Source organism: Paenarthrobacter sp. NPDC089988 (genome assembly GCF_044748465.1).
Taxonomy (GTDB): domain Bacteria; phylum Actinomycetota; class Actinomycetes; order Actinomycetales; family Micrococcaceae; genus Arthrobacter.
This window is the reverse complement of the sequence record NZ_JBIVGD010000005.1, coordinates 180734-199119: the sequence shown is the minus strand read 5'-3', so window position 1 is coordinate 199119 and position 18386 is coordinate 180734. Positions and strand designations below refer to the sequence as shown.

Genomic DNA, 18386 nt, shown 5'->3' with positions numbered 1-18386 from the left:
TAGGGTGGTTCCAAGGGCAGGCAACACAAATGCCCGGAAATTCGAATGAACGCCGGGTTATTCCAGCCTACCCCTCCCTCCAGCCCCAGGAGCTCCCTTTGCAGCCTTCCGTCCCCACCCACAGCCGCACCGTCCTTGTCACCGGCGCTACCGGCTACATCGGCGGAAGGCTGGTACCCCGACTCCTCGAGGCCGGACATCGCGTCAAAGTGCTGGTCCGTTCGCCGCAGAAGATCAAGGATGTCCCTTGGCACGATCAGGTCGAGATCGTGCAGGACTCGCTGGACGATGCCGCCGGCGTGGAAGAGGCCATGGCAGGCGTGGAGGTGCTCTACTACCTGGTGCACTCCATGGCCTCCGGCAGCGGGTTCGAGGCCAAGGAGGAAGCCATGGCCCGGCTGGTTGCGGAGGGAGCCAAGGCGGCGGGGGTGGACAGGATCGTCTACCTCGGTGGACTGCATCCGGACAACGAACTGCTGTCCACGCATATGCGGTCCCGCGAGAAGGTGGGCCGGGTGTTCCTGGAGTCCGGCGTGGATTCCATCGTGTTCCAGGCCGGGGTGGTGATCGGTTCCGGCTCGGCGTCCTTCGAGATGATCCGGCACTTGGCTGATACCTTGCCGGTGATGCCTGCACCGAGCTGGGTCAAGAACCGGATCGAGGCCATTGCCGTGAGGGACGTCCTGCACTACCTGGTAGCCGCGGCGACGCTTCCGGACAAGCTCAACCGGACGTTCGATATCGGCTCCCGCGATGTCCTCAAGTACAAGGACATGATGAACGAGTATGCCCTTGAGCGTGGACTTCCCCGGCGGCTCGTGATCGCCCTCCCCGTCCCCGCGCCCAAGCTCGCCGGCCTGTGGGTTGCCCTGGTGACACCCATTCCGCTGTCCATGTCCTTCCCATTGGTGCAGTCACTGCAGCACGATGCTGTGTCGCGGGAGCACGACGTCGACCGCTACATTCCCCAGCCCGACGGCGGCCTGACGCCGTACCGCCGCGCCGTCGCCCTGGCTCTGGGCAAGGAACGCGACGGCCAGGTGGAAACCACGTGGGCCAACGCCGGCATCGACGCCGATCCGTTGCCCAGCGACCCCGACTGGGCCGGTTACAAGGTCTACCTCGATGAACGGAGCTTCCACAGCGACGCAAAGCCGGAACACGTATGGACCATCATTGAGGGCATCGGCGGCAAGAACGGCTGGTACTCGCTCCCCTTGGCCTGGCGGGTCCGTGGCTGGCTGGACAAGCTCCAGGGCGGTGCCGGGCTGCTCCGCGGACGCCGCCACCCCAAGACCCTGGGCAGCGGCGAAGTGGTGGACTGGTGGCGGGTGGAAGCGATCGAACGCGGCCACCTGCTCCGCTTGCGGGCGGAGATGCGGGCCCCGGGACGCGCCTGGCTTGAGTTGGCGGTAGAGCCCGACGGCGGCGGCAGCCTTTACAAGCAGCGCGCCATTTTCTTCCCGCGGGGACTGGCGGGAAGGCTGTATTGGCTGGGCGTCTACCCGTTCCACGGGTTCATTTTTCCGTCCATGGCACGCAACATCTCGGCGGCAGCTATCACACTCCAGGAAACGGTGGGCAAAGAAGCGGGTTCAGGAGTGTCCACCGACACCCCGTAGGATGTTGGGGAGCTAAAAGAGCTTCAACACCACCAATACACGGAGGACCCATGGCCCTGAGTGCATCCACCACCCTGCCGCACAGCGTTGACCGCGTAGCTGCTGTTTTCGTTGACGAAGACTTCCTGCGCCACACGAGCGAACTGGTGGGCGGCTCCCTGGAATCGTTCACGATCGACGGAGACACCGCCGGCGCGTTCACCACCACTACCGTCCGTACGCTGCCCACTACACGCCTGCCGGAGATCGCCCGCAAGTTCGTCGGTGAGAGCCTCACCGTGACCCAGACCGAGAAGTGGGACGCTCCCGCTGCCGATGGCTCGCGTGCCAGCACCATTGCCCTGAAAGTCTCCGGCGCTCCCCTGGACGTTTCGGCCGTGCAGCGCCTGATCGCCGAGGGCGGCAGCACCCGCATCGAACTCGAAGGCAACGTGACCTCCTCCGTTCCGTTCCTCGGTGGCAAGATCGCCGACGCCGCGGAACCGATGGTTGGCAAGGCCCTGAACATCCAGTCCCAGCAGGCCCAGGCCTGGCTCGAGAGCCACTAACGTGCAGCTTCCTGCCTTCCCCGCGATCATCCTGATCGTGGCGGGCGTATGGTCCTTGGTGGTTTGGCCGCAGTTCCTCAAGCGCGTCATGAAGGATCCGCGCGCCCGTGATGCCTCGGGCAAGGCCACCAAGTTCCTGACCGTGCACGTGGTCCTGGTGACCATTTCCATGGTGCTTGGACTCGCGACGGCGATTATCGGCGTCGTGGGCCTCGTCGCCTAAGCCTCACCCAACTGGGGGACAGCTCCTGCTCCAATGACGCCTCATTGGAACAGGAGCTGTCCCCTACTTGGGTAGGATGGATGTTGGTGTGCCGGGAAGTCTGGTCGGCGGAGTCATTGTGATACCCCGAACCAACTGAAGGAGCCCCTGTGGCCAAGCCGCCGAGCACCAACAGAATCTTCACCCGTTCCAGCTACCCCGAGTACCGCCGCATCCTCGCGATCCTGCGGACTGAAACAGTCGGTGGCGCACTGCTGCTGGCCGCAACGGTCATCGCCCTGGTCTGGGCCAACTCTCCCGCCGCGGATGGCTACTTCGCGTTACTGAACCTCAAAATCGGCTATGAGCCCTGGCATCTTGACCTCAGCCTTGGCCATTGGGCCTCCGATGGCCTGCTCGCCGTCTTCTTCTTCCTGGCCGGCCTGGAACTCAAGCGCGAGTTCGTAGCCGGTGAACTACGCAAGCCCGCCAAGGCTGTTGTTCCCGTGGCCGCTGCTGTAGGCGGCGTGATCGTCCCGGCCCTGATCTACGTCCTCTTCAACCTCGGATCGGCCGAAGAGACCCTCAAAGGCTGGGCCATCCCCACCGCAACGGACATCGCCTTCGCCCTGGCCGTACTCGCGGTGATCAACACCCACCTGCCTGCAGCGCTCAGGACCTTCCTCCTGACACTCGCCGTGGTGGACGACCTCATCGCGATCGGCATCATCGCCTTCTTCTACTCCACCGGTCTGCAGCCCCTCATGCTCCTGGCGGCCCTGGTCCCGCTTGCCCTGTTCACTTTCCTCGTACAGAAGCGCATCCGGAGCTGGTACCTGCTCCTCCCCCTTGCCTTGGCGACGTGGGCCTTGGTCCATGCCTCAGGGATCCACGCCACGGTGGCCGGAGTGCTCCTGGGCTTCGCGGTTCCCGTCTTCGCGAGCGGCCGGAAAGGCGAACCCGCCGAAGGGCTCGCGGAGCACTTCGAACACCGGCTGCGCCCGTTCTCGGCAGGTTTCGCGGTTCCGGTCTTCGCGTTCTTCTCGGCCGGCGTCGCCCTGGGTGGCATTGACGGGATGGTGGCAGCCCTCAGGGATCCGGTAGCCCTGGGCGTGATGACGGCCCTGGTGGTGGGCAAGGCCGTGGGCGTCTTCGGCACCACGTTCCTGGTTACCAAGACCACCCGTGCCAGCCTGGATTCCAGCATCGCCTGGATCGACCTCTTCGGCCTGGCCCTCCTTGCCGGCATCGGCTTCACGGTCTCGCTTCTCATCGGCGAGCTGAGCTTCGGCGCAGGGTCGGCCCACAACGACCACGCCAAGGTGGCCATCCTGGCCGGTTCCCTGGTCTCGGCGCTGCTTGCCGCCGTCGTGCTGAGGGCCCGCAACCGCCGGTACCGCCAGGTAGCGGCAGAGGAGCAACGGGACGACGACGGCGACGGCGTGCCTGACGTCTTCGCCCGCGGCTGACGCCGGGCTGCTGGGGTGGGCTGCGGGGGCGGTCTTGGCTAGGCGGTGGCCTGGTTGAGCGCGTCCTCGGCAGCCACCCAGGAAATCATGGCGCATTTGACGCGGGCCGCGTAGCGGGCCACGCCCTCGAAGGCCGCAGCATCGCCGAGGATCTCCGGATCGGCCTGGACCTTCCCACGGGAACGGAGGACCTCGCGGAAGTTATCGATCACGGCGTGAAGTTCGCCGATGGACATGCCCTCGGCCATTTCGCTGAGCACCGACGCCGAGGCCATGGAAATGGAGCAACCAGCGCCATCCCAGCTGACCTGCTTGACGGTGCCGTCCGCGACGGCCAGGCGCAGCGTCACCTCGTCGCCGCACACCGGGTTGAGCTGGTGGGACTGGCCCGTGGCAGCCCCCTCGGGTGCTGCAGTGCTGGCGAGGCCGCTGCCGTGCCGCTGCTTGGAATGGTCCAGGATGATCTGCTGGTACAACTGGTCGAGACTCATGGTGGTGCTTGCCTGTTCGTGGAAGTGTGATTGGAAGGCCGTCAGGCCTGGAAGTACGCCCGCACGCCGGAGACAGCGTCCAGGAAAGCATCGACGTCGTCCGTGGTGTTGTAGAGGTAGGTGCTGGCGCGCGTGGTGGCGGTGAGTCCCAAGCGGCGATGCAGCGGCTGGGCGCAATGGTGGCCCACGCGGACGGCGATGCCGCGATCATCAAGGAACTGCCCGACGTCGTGCGCGTGCACCCCGGCGACGTCGAACGCGGCCAGGCCGATCCGCCCGGAGCCGGAAGCAGGACCCACCACGCGGATCCCGTCAGTGGCTTCCAAGCCTTTCACCAGCCGCTGGCCCAGCTGGGATTCCCAGGCATGGATGCGGTCGATTCCGGTTTCGCTCAGGTAGTTCACCGCCGCGGCGAGCGCCACCGCCTGGGAAATCCTTTGGGTTCCGGCTTCGAAGCGTTGCGGAGCCGGCAGGTACTCGGCGCGTTCCATGGTGACCGTGGTGATCATGGAACCACCCGTTAGGAAAGGCGGCAGGATGTCCAGGAGTTCCTGCTTGCCGTAGAGCACGCCGACACCCGTGGGCGCCAGCATCTTGTGGCCGGAGAAAACGGCGAAATCGACGTCCAGTTCCTTGACGTCGATGGGCATGTGGGGCACCGACTGGCAGGCATCGAGGACCACCAGCGCGCCCACGCGGCGGGCCAGGGCCACAAGCTCATGCACCGGGTTGACCGTTCCCAGGACGTTGGACGCATGCGTGAAAGCGAGCAAGCGCGTGCGCTCCCCCACAATCTCCGCCGCCGCATCCAGCCGCAGCGCGCCGTCGTCCGTGATGGGGATGTACTTCAAGGTGGCGCCGGTACGGAACGCGAGCTCCTGCCAGGGGATCAGGTTGGCATGGTGCTCCATTTCGGTCACCACGATCTCGTCGCCGGGCCCAAAGGCGAGGTCCTTCAACGCCGAACTGCCGCGGCCCTGTGCAGCCCACAGCGCAGCGTTGGACAGCGCGTAGCTGACCAGGTTCAGGCCCTCGGTGGCGTTCGAGGTCCACACCGTCTCCTCGTACTGCGCGCCGATGAAATCGGCCACCGTCTGGCGGGCGTCCTCAAAAGCCTCCGTTGCCTCGACGGCAAGGTAATGGGCGCCGCGGTGCACGGCCGCGTTGCGTTGCTCGTAGAACTCCTGCTCGGCTTCGATGACGCTGAGAGGGTTCTGCGATGTGGCGCCGGAATCCAAGTACACCAGTGGCTTTCCGTTCACCAGTTGGTCCAGGACGGGGAAGTCGTTCCGGATCCGCAAAACCTCGGCATTGTCCATGGCATGCACGGAGTGCTGCAGCGAGGCGGGGGTTGATACGACGGTCAAGGGGTGCTCCTTGGAAAGCCTTCAGGGACACTCAATTATCCCACGGCACAGACCGGCGGGAGTGTGCGTTCCGGCACGTCAGCGCCCGGCCGTACCCGGAAGCCATCCCAGCGGCGGAACGGCCTCGCTCTCGAAGGCGCGGCGCAGACGCTCCATCATGACCGATGCCCGGCGGCTCGCAGCACTCCGGGTCCGGGCTTCGTAGCCGTTCGCGGCGCGCGCGTAGCACACGGCAGCATGGGCGAACTGGCGGTCCGCGGACAGGGTCCTTCCAGCGGACTCGAGCGTCTTCGGGTCATGGTCCAGCAGGGACAGGGCGAAGGTCTGCAGGGCCATCCCCGCCGGTCCCTGGACAGTGGCGCCCAGCTCTGCGAGGCGGCGCTGCAGCACCAGATCGTCGACGGCGGTACTGCTCGCGTTGAGCGTCAGGAGGGAGAGCGCCTCGGCTTCGACCAAAGGGCTTCGCCCATGGAATTCTCCGGCAAGGGCGAAGAGCCTGCCGCCTTCCGCATGCCACCCCCGCGAAACGGCGTCCTGGGTAGCTGCCACAAACAGTTCACTGAGCGGTCCAAAGAACCCTGGAGGAGTTTCCAGGAGGGCAGCCTGGCTTTGGGCTATGCGCTCCCCGGCCTGGACAGGATCTCCGCACAGCGCCTCACAGTAGGCCAGCATGGCCGCAGCGAACGCCAGGACAGGCGGCAGGCCGGCGTCGGGCAGTTCTGCCACCGCCGCTTGCAGCGTCAGCCGTGCCGCCCGCGGCAATCCTTGGCTGAGCTGGACGTACCCGCGGGACACGTCCAGGCAAACAGCCATGTGGGCGGGCATCGCGTAGGACCCCGGGCAGTTCAGCAGGGCATCCGCGGGTCCCCATGCCAGGTTGTGGCGCAGGCAGACGATGTGGCGCAGCAGGACTCCGGGCCGGAAGACCTCCAGGGCAGGGTCCTGGTCGATGGCGGCCATTGCAGCGGACGATTCGGCCAAGGCCTGCGGTGCTGCGCCTGCCAGCAGGAGCCGCCCGGCCTCCTCAATGGTCCGCATGACAAACCCGGCCGCGTCCACGGACCCGCCCTCGCGTCCCCCGTCAGGTTCCGCAGCCGCTCCGAGCAGGCTCAGTGCCATGAGCCGGTGGGTGGCCTCGTCCCTGACATCCGCATGCGATCCTGTGGCGGCCAATTCCCACAAAACAGGTGTTGCCTCCCTGAGCTGTCCCTCGGCGATGAGGGCCCTGGCGCGGAGCAGCCTGGCTTCCTGGAGATGGGCGGGTTCTTCGATGGCGTCGGCCGCGCGCAGGGCCAGCTCCGCCGTGGAGGGCCGGTCGGCGGCCGGCCCGGCGGCGAGGAGCAGTTCATCGGACAGGTTCAGGCCGGAGTCGAGGGTCCACGTCATCCAGCGGAGCATGGCGGGCGCGGACTCCCTGGTCACGGCAGGTCCCTCGACGCCCTGGCGCAACGCGGTGCTCCGCGATCGGGGGACGGACAGCCGAGTCCCCTCGCCCCGCAGCCAGGAGCTCGTCCGGACCAAGGGTGGCCGTCCAGGAAGCAACCGGATGTGCTGGGCTGAGAGGAGGTGTTCCACTGCCCGTTGGCCGAAGCTGCGCTCCACTGTATCCAGGGCCACGGGTTCGCCCAAGGCAATGAGTTCCAACGCCTGGCGTTCCTCCTCGGGACGGTTGGCATTCTCCGCCCTGATGTGCTCAACCACCCGCGGCCAGTAGCAGTGGGCCCTGGCGTCGAGGGTCCAGTAGCCATCCCGGAGGACCAGGAGGCCCGCCTGGCGGGCGTCTTCCACTGCCAGGCACAGGAGGCCGACTTTGAAGCCACTCATGACGGCGAGGAGGCTGCTCGCGCGGCGTTGGACTTTGCCGCCCAAAACCTCCTGGCACAGGGCGTGGGCCTCATTGAAGGTAAACGGCGGCAGGAAGTACTGCTCCAGGAACCCGTCTTCCCACAACTGGTAGAGATCCTGGGGCAGGGGACGCCGGCTGTCCGCCGTCGCCACCAGGGTGGCCCCGAAACCGGGGATCAACTGCAGCAGGACCGCCAGGGAGGCCGGGTCGATGTAGTGGATATCGTCCACCAGCAGCACCAGCGGCGCCCTTCGCAACGGCGTCCCGTGCTTTTTGCTGCGACGTCGCACCGCCGACGGCGTGTACAGGTAGTCGGCAGGTCCCAAGGTCCGGGTGAGTGCCCGGAGTACCTGCAGCCCGGGCAGGACGGCGTGTTCGTCCGGGGCGTCTTCGCCGCCGGTCAGGGCCCCGAATCGGATTGCCTCAAGCTCGGGCCGTCCGGCGAAGGTGCGGACATCCAAGGACCCAGGAAGGCCGGCTTGTATGGAGAGCAACAAATGGCTTTTCCCGGAGCCCCGGTCCCCCACCACCACAATACCGTTGGTGGAAGGTGAAGGTACGGCTGCGAGGATCAGTTCAAGCAGCTTCTTCCGGTCCGGGAATGCCGGTGGCCTCAGCCCGACTGAGACGGTGTCTTCGTCCAGCCAGGGGTCCGGCAGCATGCGCACTCCAATAGCAGCAGTCCCTTGGTCCGGGAGGGGGTTGGTGGTCCGCGAATGCGGATCCCTGGCCTAGAAGCCGGCGACGGCTGGGGGGAGAGTCTCGGTCTCAGAAGACTCTGTCGCCGCCGGCTTCGTCCAGGGCCGGACCGTCTTGCGACGGCCGGAGCATCGGCTCAACGAGACCACCGATGCGGGTGTTGCGGTAGGAAGTCCGGCGATGCTTGGGGCTAACCGTTCTTCCTGAGAACAGTTAACCGTGTGGCGAAAAGCAGAACACCAGTAGTTGGTACTCGATTAGTTGCGGGGATTTTCGGCGGCAGTACTCTCTTGTACTCAGTCGTTCGGGGGCGCACTACTTGGTCCGGGCACCGCACTGGAAGGCGTTACTCCATTGAATGGGCAAAATCGTTGAACTGGCGCGCACAAGTGGTTTACGGGACAGTCCAGGCAGTACTCGGAAAGGGTGCCGTCAGCTGCGGACGGCAGCTCCCAAATCCTCACGACGCCGAATGCCAAGCTTCGCGTAACTGCGGTAGAGGTGGCCCTCCACGGTGCGGACGGAAACCATCAGTTTCTCGGCGATTTGCCGGTCCGTAAGCCCCGAAACTGCGAGCGCCACGATGTCCTGCTCCCTGCGGGTCAGGGGTACGGAGCGGTCCGTTTCGGTGTGCGGGTCATGGACCAAGGCGTCGCCCAGGTTGGATTCGCTGACGTCGCGCAGCACGGCGGCTTGCCTGGCCTCCGGACGTTTGCCCTCGGCGTCGAACGCGTTCGCTGCCCTGTCGAAGGCCACCGCGGCAGGACCGGGCATTCCCGCGGCGGCCAGGAGGTTCCCGGCATTCACGAATCCGTCGCCCGCTCCACCCATCTGGGCCGATGCCAACGACTCCCAGCCGTTGGCCCACGATCCGCCCATGGTGGAAGCGGTGCCCTGGATGGCTTCCATGGCTTCCAGGTCCCCCAGTTCAGCGCGGAGGACCAGGTTCTGGAGCAGGACACCCGGAAGTCCGTGGAGAGGCGATTCTTCGGCAATCGTGCGCAGCTTCTCCAGCCCAGAACCTTTGTCCAGGTGCTCCTTGCCGGCGAGCATGAACAGTTGGGCCATGGCTTCAATGTAGGCTCCGCCAGCCGCGGCGGCGCTTTGTTCCCTGCCCAGCCGCCGGGCCAAGTCCGTGTTCCCCGAGCGTGCCGCGGCGTAGAACGCCAAGGCGTTACCGAGCCTGCGAAGCCGCTGCGGGTCTTTGACTTTCAGGGCTTCCACGGCCGGCGTCAACACCAGCCCCGCCTGCTCCAACCGGCCCTGGCGGAGCAGCGACAGGCCCTTGAGGGTCTGGATGTCCCCGCCGAACGTGATGAGTCCCATGGCCGAGCTGGCGGCATAGCGGTTCAACGCCGTCTCCGCCGCAGCCCAGTCCCCGGATTCGAGGGCGGCCAAGGCGTAGCGGACCAGGATGAAATCGCTGAGGTAGAGGAGGTCGTCCTTGTGCTCGTCCAGCAGCACCAACGCATCCCGTCCCTTATCCAGGGCTTGGACGGGCTGGCCTTCCACCATCAGGAGCTCGCACCGCATGGCCAGCAGGAACAGTTGGCTCATCACGATGTCCGGCTGATCCTGTTCCAGCCCGGACTCAAAGACGTCCAGGCCTTCCCTCAGCTCCGCATAGCGGCCGTCGTGTGCCAGGGCAGCCAGTTCCAGGGCGAAGGCGTGCCGCTGGATCCCGCTGACCAATGCCTGGTCCGCCGGGTGCTGCGCGGTCAGGGCCGCCGCTGCGGCGCGCACATCCGCAACGATTTCCTCCGAACTGTCCCCCACAGCCGAGCGGGCCGCTGCCCACAGGAGTCCGGCACCCAAGGGCCCTGAAGGGTCCGCGTCCAGGAACCCGGCACCTTCCTCCAGCAGGCGGACGGTGCTGCGGTAGTCGCCGTCGTTGTAGTTGACCATCGCCATCACGGCGCGGGCGCGGGGACGCAGCGCCTCTGACCTGACGCGCTCCGCCGCGGCCATGGCCAAGGGGTTCTGCAGCAGTTTCGCGGCCAGGAACGCCGCCTGCAGCAACTGTTCATCGTCGACGTCGGCTCCACAGTCCAGTGCCCAGCTCACCATGCGGAGCAGCCCCTCCGCCGTGGCCGGCTCGGTCAGCAAGTGCTGCACCATGCTCTGGCGGATCTGCAGGCTGCGGGCTGGCGAAACGATCTGGCGCAAGGCCTCCCCGTACATTGGGTGCCACATCTTCAGCGGGCTGCCCGCCCCGTTCGTGGTGAGGACCAACCGGCTGTCCATCAGGGAACGGACGGTGTCCCTGCCCACCAGCGAGTCCAACACGGCGGCAGGAACGGGTTCGGCCAACGCAATGACGTACATCGCCTCCCGCTCGGCCTCACTGGTCCGGAGGACCTTGTTACGGACCACCTCGGCGAGGCCTTCTCCGTTGCCCGTCAGCGCGCGGGTCAGGAACCACACACCATTGCGGCGGACCAGGTTGCCGTCCGCCTTTGAATCCTCCAGGAGGGACCGCAACAGCAAGGGGTTGCCTTCGGATACTGAATGCAGCACGTCCACGGTGCTGGCCATTACCGTGCCACCCAGGGTCTTTTCGGCCAGTTCCGTGACCGTTTCCTTCTCCAGCGGGTGCAGTTCCAGCCGTTCAGCCAGCCCGTCGTACCAGAGCTGGAGCAGGGCTGCAGGCAGTCCGGGCCGCGGCCGGCTCGTGGCAACGAGCCGGGCCCAGCCAGCAGTGACAAGTTCAGCCAGGATCTGGGTGCTGCCTTCGTCGAGGTCGTGCGCGTCGTCCACCACCAGCAGGAGGCGGGCACCGGCGCTGCCCCGGCGTTTTTCGAACTGCGACCAGAACTCGCGCAGGATCGCCACCGGCGAGGTCGCCTGGTCCACCGGCAGGTCGAGCAGGTACGGGGACAGGACGCCAAAGGGAACTGCGGACAGGGCGGGGCTTCCGTGGACCCGCATCACTACCATTTCGTCGGCCAGACGGGCGGCAATCTCCGCTGCCATGGCGGTCTTGCCAATTCCGGGGTCCGCAAGGAGCAGGACGGCTCCAGCGCCCTCCTGCCTCAATATTTCCGTTGCCAGGTCCAGTTCGGCTTCCCGGCCTACAAGGTGCTCAGCCTGCATGGGCAGCGCTCACCCTGGGACGGCGACTCCCGCCGTTACAGCAGGCCATTGAGCTCGCCCCGCGAGGAGACACCCAGCTTGGTAAAGACTTGGTAGAGGTGGCCTTCCACGGTCCGCACAGACACCCCAATATCCATGGCGATTTCACGGTTGCTGACACCCTTTCCAGCAAGTTTGGCGATTTGCCGTTCCCTCTCGGTCAGGACGGGCGCATCGCTGCGAGGTTGGATCGGCAGGGCCGATACTGATTGTTCGAGTCGTTCGAGCCTGAGCTGGGCTGTCCGTGCCGTGGTGGTTTCACCGGCGTCGCGGGCAAAGTCCAGGGCCATCGCCACGCACCGGGCCTCAACCACCAGCAGGTCCAGGGCCGCAGCGGCGTCTGCGGCGGCCAGGAGGGACCGTGAACTGCGGGTCAGTGAGCCGCGGGCCAGGTCCCTGGAGATCTTGGCCAACGGCCCCTGGCGGCTGGCCGCGATGTCCTCCAGGAGGCGGTACTCGGCGTCCGTCCCTTCCACCGTGGCACCAAAGAGGCAAATGCCGGCGGTGGTGAACCGCTGCTTGGCCACATCCAACTGGACCTTCGTCAGCAGACGCTGCTTCACCTCGGGATCGCCCATCCAACGGCCGGCCATCTCCGCGCAGAATTCCGCCACCGATTCGGAGAAATACGTTCCGGTGCCGCGGCACGTCCGGTACAGGTCCAGGTAGCGGCCCGCCTCCAAAGCATTCCCCAACTGGGCGTAGGCGAAGGCGGTGGCAGCATAGGCCACTTTCACGAGGTTCATGGCGGGCCGCAGTTCGAGCTGCGCCGCGGCAGAACGCAGGGGTTCAATCGCACAAGACGGTTTGCCGGCATAGGCGTACGCCAGCCCGATGCCCAATTCCGTTACGGCACCCCGGAACTGCAGGCGCGAGGGCTTGGACGGCGCCCGGCGCATCAGCTCGATGCATTTGCGCCACTGTCCGGACAGCAACAGCACCAGGAAGGTGTGTCTGGCGAAGGCTTCCTCCAGGGAGGGGGTAGTACCGGCCTCCCGCAAACGCTTGGACATGGTGCGCGCCAACTGCTGGGCTTCCAGTTCGCGGCCCAGCATGCAACGGGCCTCCACCAGGAAGAAGCCGCACCTCAGCCAGTGCTCACTGTCTTCGCCGGGTTCCTGGGCATGCTCCAGTTCCAGGGCCTCAACAATGTCCGCGTACTCACCCATGTACGTCTGGTACTCGTAGTTGCAGAGGTTGAGGCGGTTGCGGGCCCGGGAGAGATCGTTGTCCGTGTGCGTTCCTGTGGCCTCCATCGCGGCGAGGGATTCGCGGGCCTCCGTGATCACTCCCGGGACCATGGCGGAGCGGCCGTCGATCCACGTCATGGCCTGGCATTTCGCGGCCGTGATTTCGGCAAAGTCGATGGGTCCCAGGACAGCCAGATGCGCCTCTGACACCTCATCCAGCGCCTGGGCGGCGTGGAGCGGGAGGTCCAGCATGAGATAGGACGCTGCCTTGAGGCGCTGGCCGGCCACCCATTCGGGGTCCTTGGGATCGAGGGACACGGTGCATTGGATGGCGAAGTTGGGATCGTACTCGTCCAGGGCAGCGCGTCCGGCTGCGAGGGCATGGGATGCCGACGGCGAGGGCTCGTCCTCGCACTCGTGCATCCAGGCCGCATAGCTGAGCAGGTCCTGGGGCGCCAGGCCATGGAGCTCGGGTTCCTTGGGTCCCAGGAGCATGAGGCGCAGTTCCCGGCGGCGCCTTGTGCTCAGCCATCCCCGCACGACCTCGCCCAAATAGGGATCCCGGAGCGAAACCCAGTGCTCCCCGGAGCGGTCCACGGAGAGGAGGCCGGATTCCTCCATCTCCACCAGGACTTCGGTGCTGAAGATCGCGGCCAGGTCCATGAGCGTCGCCCTCCGTGCACAAGCAAGGATTTCGACGACGGTCCGGTTGGCTTGGGATTCGCGCGCCAGCCGGGAGCGGACAAAGTCCTCCACCACGGTGGCGCCTTCGAGCTTGATGCGGTCGCGGAGGGTCCACACCGAATCGTTGAGCACCAGGTTGCCCGAATGCCGCTGCTCATCCAGCAGCGCATGCAGGAGCATCGGGTTCCCGCCCACGGCGGAGTGCAGCGAACCCACCAGGGTTGAGGAGACGTAGTGGCCCAGGACCGAGCCAAGCACCTGCTTTGTCTGCTCTTCGGACAGGGCGTTGAGGTGTACTTCGCCCAATTGCCCGTCAAGGACCAGGCGGTGGAAGTCGGCGGGGAGATCGCTGGCACGCTGGACGGTGGCGATCACCTTGGCCGTGCCCGTGGCCATGAGGTTGAGCAGCACGCCCGTGCTCATGGGGTCCATTCCGCCGGCGTTGTCCACAATGAAAACGGTCTGGCGTCCTCCGGCTTCGGCACGGATCAGCGACGTGACTGCGTGAAGGATGCCCGTCGGTGAACTCACTGCCTCCGAGGGCAGCCGGGCCAGGAGAAAACCCAGGCAGCCATACGGGGTCTGCCCGCTGGCCAAAGTATTGCGCAATTGCAGGCTGTGGACCTTCGGTCCCAGGGAGGACACCACCGCCCTGGCCAGCCCTGACTTGCCGATCCCGCGTTCGCCGGTCAGGACAACACCATAGGAATCGGATGAATCGAGGTGCTTGTTTGCCCTTGCCAGATCCTGGCTGCGCGCCAGCAGGGACCAGGTTTGCCGATCAGAGGGTCCGCCAACAAGATCGGGAGCCGCAGCCCTCGCTGCGCCTCCCCCATTCCTGTTTAGCAACTCCGCCGACACCCGCATCCCTCGCTACAACATCCCGACAGTCCCCACCGCGTACCCTGCGTACCATGCACACTACCGCCGGGCGCCGACAGTTAGTAGGGCCACGGGTCCCTACGACCGTAAGGCTTTGATCAGGCTTTCCTCAAGATTTGCTCAAGAACGCGCCGGGTGGTGTTTCTGCTGCGCGGCAAGCAAACCCTGGGCCATGAGCAATTCCACGGCGTCGGCTGCTTCGTCCAGCAGCAACGGGAGTTCCTTCTTCTCCGCGGTGCCGAAATCGCGCAGGACATAATCGGCGGTGTCCATGCGTCCCGGGGGCCGGCCGACGCCCACGCGCACGCGCAGATACTCCTTGGTGGCAAGGGCCTTGGAAATATCCCGAAGCCCGTTGTGGCCGCCCTCGCCCCCACCGATCTTGAGCTTGACGGTGTTGAACGGGATATCGATCTCGTCGTGCACCGCGATCACGTGGTCCGGAGCGATATCGAAGAACTTGCTCAGCGCAGACACCGGACCACCGGAAACGTTCATGTACGTCATCGGCTTGGCCAGCACCACCCGGGGACCGCCGATCCCGAGCCGGCCCTCCACCACCTGGGCACGCGACTTATGGGCCTTGAACTTTCCTCCCATGCGTGCGGCCAGTTCGTCCAGGACCATCTGGCCCACGTTGTGGCGGTTGCCGCTGTACTCGCTGCCGGGGTTGCCCAGGCCAACGATCAGCCAAGTGTCAGTCATGGTTTTCATCCTAGGGAATCTGGTGGGTAATGCAGGTCAGGCAAAGCAAAGTGGCCGGGACCCCGCAGGGACCCGGCCACTCTTCGAAAGGCTAAGCCTCAAGCAGTCAAAGACTACTCAGCGGCTGCTTCGGCTGCGGGAGCAGCCTCTTCGCCTTCAGCAGCTTCTTCAGCTTCAGCGGCAACCGGCTCGGAGATGTTGACTACCAGCGTGTCGGCTTCGGTCAGCAGGCTGACGCCCTTGGGAAGGACGACGTCGGAAGCGTGGACGTGCGCGCCGGCCTCGCGGCCTTCGATGTCAACCTCGAGGGCGGTGGGCAGGTGCGTAGCCTCGGCCTCAACGGAGAGGGTGACGGCTTCCTGGTTGGCAACGGCACCCGGAGCAGCTTCACCGGTGACGTGCACGGGAACGTCCACGGTGACCTTCTCGCCCTGGCGGACCGTCAGGAGGTCCATGTGCTCGATGGTCTGCTTGATGGCGTTGCGCTGGATGTCCTTGACGATGGTCAGGTGTGCCTCGCCGTTGATGTCCAGGTTCAACAGGGCGTTGGCAACTCGGACTGCCAGCGTGGTTTCGCGGCCCGGGAGGGTTACGTGGACGGGCTCTGCACCGTGGCCGTAGATGACGGCGGGGATGCGGCCGGCGACGCGTGCGCGGCGGGCGTAGCCCTTGCCGAATTCGGTGCGCAGTTCTGCTGCGAGCTTCTGCTCAGACATATGTACTCCTTGATTACTGGTGTACCGCCGGATGGCGGTTGGTTGATCAGCAAGGGCGGAGGTCTGGAGTGACCTTCCACGCCCGCGGGCCCGGGCTTGAACGCCGGCCCGCCTTCGTCGAAGGAGGTTACAGACCCAGTCGATGACGGAGACATCCGCTGGTTTCAACAACCAGGGTGCTCTCCCTCGCCAAGGTATCCCCTAAAGTTTACCAGCGGTTCGGGCTGAAACGGAAAACGGGCCATCCACCGCACTCAAGCGGTGGATGGCCCGTCGTCAGGAGCAGTCCTTGGCTACGCTTTGCCGTCGAACAGGCTGGTGACCGAACCGTCGTCGAACACTTCACGGATGGCGCGGGCAATCAGCGGCGCGATCGAGAGGACCGTGAGCTGCGGGAAGCGCTTCTCGGCCGGGATGGGCAGTGTGTTGGTGACCACCACTTCACGGGCACCGGAGTCGGCCAGGCGCTGCGCGGCCGGGTCCGAGAACACGGCGTGCGTGCAGGCAATGATGACATCCTTGGCGCCGGCGTTCTTGAGCACCTGGACAGCACCGGAGATGGTTCCGCCGGTGTCGATCATGTCGTCGATCAGCACGCAGGTGCGGCCTTCGACCTGGCCCACAACCGTCTTGGACACGGCCTGGTTGGGCACCGTGAGGTCGCGGCTCTTGTGCACGAACGCCAGCGGGGCACCGCCCAGTCGCTCGGCCCACTGCTCGGCAACACGGACGCGGCCGGTGTCCGGAGAAACAACGGTGATGTTGTCTGCTTCAACCTTGGTGCGGATGTAGTCGGCAAGCAGCGGGATGGCCATCAGGTGGTCCACCGGGCCATCGAAGAAGCCCTGGATCTGGGACGTGTGCAGGTCCACGGACATGATGCGGTCAGCACCCGCGGTCTTGTACAGGTCCGCCACCAGTCGGGCCGAGATGGGCTCGCGGCCACGGCCCTTCTTGTCCTGGCGGGAGTACGGGTAGAACGGCGAAACCACCGTGATCCGCTTGGCGGAGGCACGCTTGAGGGAGTCAATCATGATCAACTGCTCCATGAGCCAGTTGTTCAGGGGTGCCGGGTGGGCCTGGATCACGAACGCGTCGGTGCCGCGCACGCTCTCGGCCGAACGGACGTAGATTTCCCCGTTCGCGAAGTCGTAGGCGTCGATGGGCAGGAGCTCGGTTTCGAGTTCCTTCGCGATTTCCTGCGCCAGCTCCGGATGTGCCCTTCCGGCGGCGAGAACCAGTTTCTTCTCGCCGTGTGCGGTAATTTCGCTCATGCCTGTGTGCCCTCTTCTGTGGTTGCCGGGGATGGTGAGGATGTGGGGGCGGCTGCGAGCCGCGGTTCCAGGGCCGCCTCAGCGTGGCGCGCGGAGATGGAGCCTTCGCGGTTGGCCAGGACCCAACCCTCGGCGTTCCGCTGCGCGGCGAGGCTCACGGCCAGGGCACCTGCGGGGACGTCCTTGCGGATCACTGCACCGGCGCCGCTGTACGCGCCGTCGCCTACGGTCACCGGGGCAACGAAAACGGTGTTGGAACCGGTCCGGACGCCGGAGCCGATCACCGTGCGGTGCTTCTTCTCGCCGTCGTAGTTGGCAGTGATGTTGCCGCAACCGATGTTGGTGTCTTCGCCGATTTCGGCGTCGCCCGCGTAGCCCAGGTGGGAGAGCTTGGAGCCGCGGCCGATGGTCACGTTCTTGGTTTCATAGAAAGCGCCGATCTTGCCCGTCTCCCCCAGGACGGTGCCGGGGCGGAGGTAGGTGAACGGCCCAACGCTTGCCTTGGCACCGATCGTGGAACCGGATCCGTGCGTACGGACCACCTTGGCGCCTTCGCCGACGTTCACGTCGGTGAGGGTGGTGTCAGGGCCCACGACGGCGTCCCTCGCCACGGTGGTGGAACCGTGCAGTTGGGTGTTGGGCAGCAGGCGGACGTCCTCGTCGAGGGTCACGGTGGAGTCGATCCACGTGGTGGAGGGGTCCACCACAGTGACGCCGGCGCGCATCCAGGACTCGATGATGCGGCGGTTGTGCTCAGCACCGAGGGCCGAAAGCTGGATGCGGTCGTTGGCGCCCTCAACCTGCCAGCGGTCATCGGTCACGACGGCGGCAACCCGGCCACCGGCGTCTCGGGCCAAGCCGAGCACATCGGTCAGGTACATCTCGCCCTGGGCGTTGTCCGTGGTGACGCTTTCCAGCGCCTTGCGGAGGACTGCGGCATCGAAGGCGTAGATGCCGGAGTTGATCTCGCGGATGGCGCGTTCCTGGTCCGTGGCGTCCTTGTGCTCGCGGATGCCCAGCACGGTGCCATCTTCACCACGGAGGATGCGGCCGTAACCGGTGGCGTCGTCCAGCACAGCGGTCAGGACGGTCACGGCGTTGCCCTCGGCCTCGTGGGTACTGACCAGTTCGGCCAGGAGTTCGCCGGTGAGCAACGGGACGTCGCCATAGGTGACCACCACGGTGCCGCTCAGCTCGGCCTCCGCGTCCAGGGCCTTCACGGCAACCTCTACAGCGCGGCCCGTGCCCGGGATGTCGTCCTGGTCCACGATCAGGGCTGCGGGATCCTGCACGGAGACGTGCTCGGCGACGCGGTCGCGCTCATGGCGGACCACCAGGGCCAGCTTCTGGGGGTTGATCGAACGGGCGGCGAGGATCGCGTGACCCACCATGGAACGGCCGCCGATTTCGTGGAGAATCTTGGGAGTCCGCGACTTCATTCGCGTTCCGGCACCCGCCGCCAAGACGATGACCGCTGCGGGACCGGTGGTTTCGGGGCTCACGTACTGGCTCTCCTTGCTCGGTTTGTCCCGGATATTCCGGCTTCGGAATGCTGCCAT

General features: G+C 65.9%; 13 protein-coding genes. 4 read left to right on the top strand and 9 right to left on the bottom strand.

The window, feature by feature from the left end; translation table 11 throughout:
• Window positions 1–29: 29 nt before the first annotated feature.
• From ACIPV6_RS09090 to nhaA, 4 genes are all read left to right on the top strand, one after another.
• On the top strand, window positions 30–1622 hold the full coding sequence (locus tag ACIPV6_RS09090; protein WP_400270551.1) for an SDR family oxidoreductase: 1593 nt from the start codon (window positions 30–32) through the stop codon (window positions 1620–1622).
• Window positions 1623–1672: 50 nt separating this feature from the next.
• Window positions 1673–2170, top strand: a complete 498-nt coding sequence (locus ACIPV6_RS09085) for a DUF2505 domain-containing protein (protein ID WP_400270550.1) — start codon at window positions 1673–1675, stop codon at window positions 2168–2170.
• A gap of 1 nt (window position 2171) precedes the next feature.
• Entirely contained in the window at window positions 2172–2393 is a 222-nt protein-coding gene (locus tag ACIPV6_RS09080) for an SCO4848 family membrane protein (protein ID WP_400270549.1), read from the top strand.
• A gap of 149 nt (window positions 2394–2542) precedes the next feature.
• Window positions 2543–3841 (top strand): Na+/H+ antiporter NhaA, encoded by a 1299-nt coding sequence (gene nhaA, locus ACIPV6_RS09075; protein ID WP_400270548.1) that lies wholly within the window; start codon window positions 2543–2545, stop codon window positions 3839–3841.
• A gap of 38 nt (window positions 3842–3879) precedes the next feature.
• On the opposite strand, the gene sufU is transcribed toward nhaA, so the two are convergent.
• The 9 genes from sufU to glmU all read right to left on the bottom strand — a co-directional run bounded on the left by sufU (window position 3880) and on the right by glmU (window position 18329).
• Complete coding sequence (gene sufU, locus ACIPV6_RS09070) at window positions 3880–4332, bottom strand: Fe-S cluster assembly sulfur transfer protein SufU (protein WP_400270547.1); 453 nt, start codon at window positions 4330–4332, stop codon at window positions 3880–3882.
• Window positions 4333–4373: 41 nt separating this feature from the next.
• Window positions 4374–5699 (bottom strand): cysteine desulfurase, encoded by a 1326-nt coding sequence (locus ACIPV6_RS09065; RefSeq protein WP_400270546.1) that lies wholly within the window; start codon window positions 5697–5699, stop codon window positions 4374–4376.
• Window positions 5700–5777: 78 nt separating this feature from the next.
• Window positions 5778–8207: an AAA family ATPase gene (locus tag ACIPV6_RS09060; protein WP_400270545.1), complete on the bottom strand. Its 2430-nt coding sequence runs from the start codon at window positions 8205–8207 to the stop codon at window positions 5778–5780.
• Between the two features lie 469 nt (window positions 8208–8676).
• Window positions 8677–11337, bottom strand: coding sequence for an AAA family ATPase (locus tag ACIPV6_RS09055; protein WP_400270544.1), 2661 nt, complete (start codon window positions 11335–11337; stop codon window positions 8677–8679).
• A gap of 35 nt (window positions 11338–11372) precedes the next feature.
• Window positions 11373–14117, bottom strand: coding sequence for a LuxR C-terminal-related transcriptional regulator (locus ACIPV6_RS09050; RefSeq protein WP_400270543.1), 2745 nt, complete (start codon window positions 14115–14117; stop codon window positions 11373–11375).
• Window positions 14118–14252: 135 nt separating this feature from the next.
• A complete protein-coding gene (gene pth, locus ACIPV6_RS09045; protein WP_400270542.1) occupies window positions 14253–14837 on the bottom strand; it encodes an aminoacyl-tRNA hydrolase in 585 nt (194 codons plus the stop codon).
• A 113-nt stretch (window positions 14838–14950) separates the two neighbouring features.
• Complete coding sequence (locus ACIPV6_RS09040) at window positions 14951–15553, bottom strand: 50S ribosomal protein L25/general stress protein Ctc (protein ID WP_400270541.1); 603 nt, start codon at window positions 15551–15553, stop codon at window positions 14951–14953.
• 293 nt (window positions 15554–15846) lie between these two features.
• Window positions 15847–16827, bottom strand: a complete 981-nt coding sequence (locus tag ACIPV6_RS09035) for a ribose-phosphate diphosphokinase (protein ID WP_400270540.1) — start codon at window positions 16825–16827, stop codon at window positions 15847–15849.
• Window positions 16824–18329 (bottom strand): bifunctional UDP-N-acetylglucosamine diphosphorylase/glucosamine-1-phosphate N-acetyltransferase GlmU, encoded by a 1506-nt coding sequence (gene glmU / locus ACIPV6_RS09030; protein ID WP_400270539.1) that lies wholly within the window; start codon window positions 18327–18329, stop codon window positions 16824–16826. The genes ACIPV6_RS09035 and glmU overlap by 4 nt, the downstream gene beginning before the upstream one ends.
• Between the last annotated feature and the right edge of the window lie 57 nt (window positions 18330–18386).